Annotated in this window: 2 protein-coding genes; both read right to left on the bottom strand. The window is 32.0% G+C overall.

The window, feature by feature from the left end:
* Positions 1-206 precede the first annotated feature (206 nt).
* Positions 207-710 carry a hypothetical protein gene (locus tag ACH2BV_RS05470; RefSeq protein ID WP_395049718.1) on the bottom strand — a complete coding sequence of 168 codons (504 nt, stop codon included), beginning with the start codon at positions 708-710 and terminating at the stop codon, positions 207-209.
* A complete protein-coding gene (locus ACH2BV_RS05465) occupies positions 707-1,954 on the bottom strand; it encodes an ATP-binding protein (protein WP_395049717.1) in 1,248 nt (415 codons plus the stop codon). Before ACH2BV_RS05465 ends, ACH2BV_RS05470 begins: the two co-directional genes overlap by 4 nt.
* Positions 1,955-2,184: the final 230 nt, after the last annotated feature.

The following is a 2,184-nucleotide window of genomic DNA, read 5'->3' as shown; positions in this document are numbered from 1 at the left end:
TTGTTAAATTTATTATTTTCTTTTGGGCATCTGTAGCCGTCATTTTCAATTTATATTTTAATTGAGTAGTTAAAAAAACGGATAGAAGTATTTCTCTTTAGGAAACACAAATATAATGTCCGAAACTATATAAAGTTGGTGTTCTAGTATATCCTTCGTGAAAACCATTGTAAGTGCTAGTTGCGGAATTGTCAATAAAACACCAATTATTTAATTGCAATCTCAGCTTGAGCATCAATTCTAAAGCCTTTGGTTCTTTCAAAAAATGCTTTTCTTTCAGCTGAATCAATTACAGTAAAATTTGGATGCTTCTTGTTGCAAGCAAAGGCTTTCTTGTATTTGTATTCTTCAAGATTGTGCATTGACCTAAGAAGCTTTATTGTGTTTTCTAATTGACTTTTAGCAACTGAAAGCCAACCACCAGTACCTTGCTTTTTTAATTCTACCAAATAGAGACTATTTGAAAAAGTTAACATACCATCACAAATGCTTTCTTTATCCTTTGTTCCTTCTTTTAAGACAATTATACAATTATCAATTGCAGTAAATGAAATAGCTAAGTCATTATCATTGTTGATTTTGGCAATCCAATTGGTATTATCTGTCACATTGGTATAAGCCCTTGTTCCATTTTGGTCATCACATATTCCGAAAAGCTTATCCTGTCTCGAAGATTCCTTGCATTTAGTTTCAAAAAAATTCACACTCATAGTTCTTGCTCGATTTCAAGTAGTGAATCAAATAGATGATTGCCTTCAGCTAGTATATCATTTAAATAATTTTTGTCGGATGGTATTCCATCGACAGAAGCTAGTTTTTTAATACTACCATCTTCCTCATTTAATTGAAATACGGTTACACTATCAGCTGAAACCATTGCTTTTTCAGGAACCAATTCATACAGTTTTAGAAGCAATTCGTTTTTCTTTGTTGATTTTTTTATTTTACATTCCAAATATTTTCCTTGAATGGCTATGCTTAAATAATTGATTATATATGGGCTATGGGTAGTCATTATCAATTTGTTGCCCTTATTCATGTTATTATACTTTAATAGACTTTGAAGCATATTCCATTGCGAAGAAGGAAATAAATTTTGTTCTGGTTCTTCAACAATATTTACAAAAGCTGTTTTATTAAATTTAGATGAAAGTACTGAGAGTGCAACTCTCTTTTGTTCATCAGTTAAACTCTCATTATTCAAAATTTCTTCAACTCCTTTTTTGAATCGTTGCATTTCTTCACTGCTCATTGGTTCTTTATTGGAATCACTCTGCTTTTTAACAGAGTTCGCCAAATATCCTGAAACAAGATATAATGGAACAAGTGATTGAAAGCCACTGGAAGCCTCGGTTAGCATCACTTTATAACCTTCACCTTTTAAGTTGAGCGTATCATTGAGTTTGTCGTATTCAATATCTACATTGTTGATTGGAAGTTTTTCCAATCCTTTCATTTCATTTTTCGCATTATCAAATTCCGTTAGGAATTCCTTTAAAGATTCGGATGATAATTTTAACTCTTTGGGTGTTTTAACATAGGTAATAAAGTTTCTTTCTGCAGGCACATACATAATCTGGGGCAGTACATAGGTTTTGTTAGGAACTTCATTAATCACCAACGATCCATCTTGATATTTTATAGAATAGGCGTCACCTTCGTACTCAATTACTGTATTATCTTCTCCATTGGATTTGAAGTAATTCTCTAAACGATGATAGTTCAGGTATTGATTTTTTAGTTTGTTCTTCCGCTCAAACCACTTTTTATTGTAATCGCCTCTAACTAATGCTTTTTCAATCCAAGTAAACGTTGAAATTAACTTTGCCACCGTGCTTTTTCCCGAACCTTGATTGCCGATAAATACAGTAACCTTTTCTATGTTAAGCCAGCCATCATTATCCTGATATCCAGCTTTGATTGGTCCAAAATTTCTAATTTTAATTCTGCTCATTTTACCTCTATTAAATGTCTCAAAGTTACTATTAAAATTGTTACCTAAATTTCATTTATTGTTCGTTTTACCTGGGGTATCTGTCATTATTGGTGACTTTTTTTTCTTTATTGTCTGTCAATCTCAAATGTATCGGAGACGACTTACACTTGCTGCTAACAGTCAGCACACTTCATCAAATATCGGTTTTTTCAACCGTCTTCACTAGCAATCTATAGAGAATTTTTATT

This window comes from Flavobacterium sp. (assembly GCF_043780635.1).
In the GTDB taxonomy this organism is placed as follows: Bacteria; Bacteroidota; Bacteroidia; order Flavobacteriales; family Flavobacteriaceae; genus Flavobacterium.
This window is presented reverse-complemented; position numbering and strand designations above follow the sequence as displayed.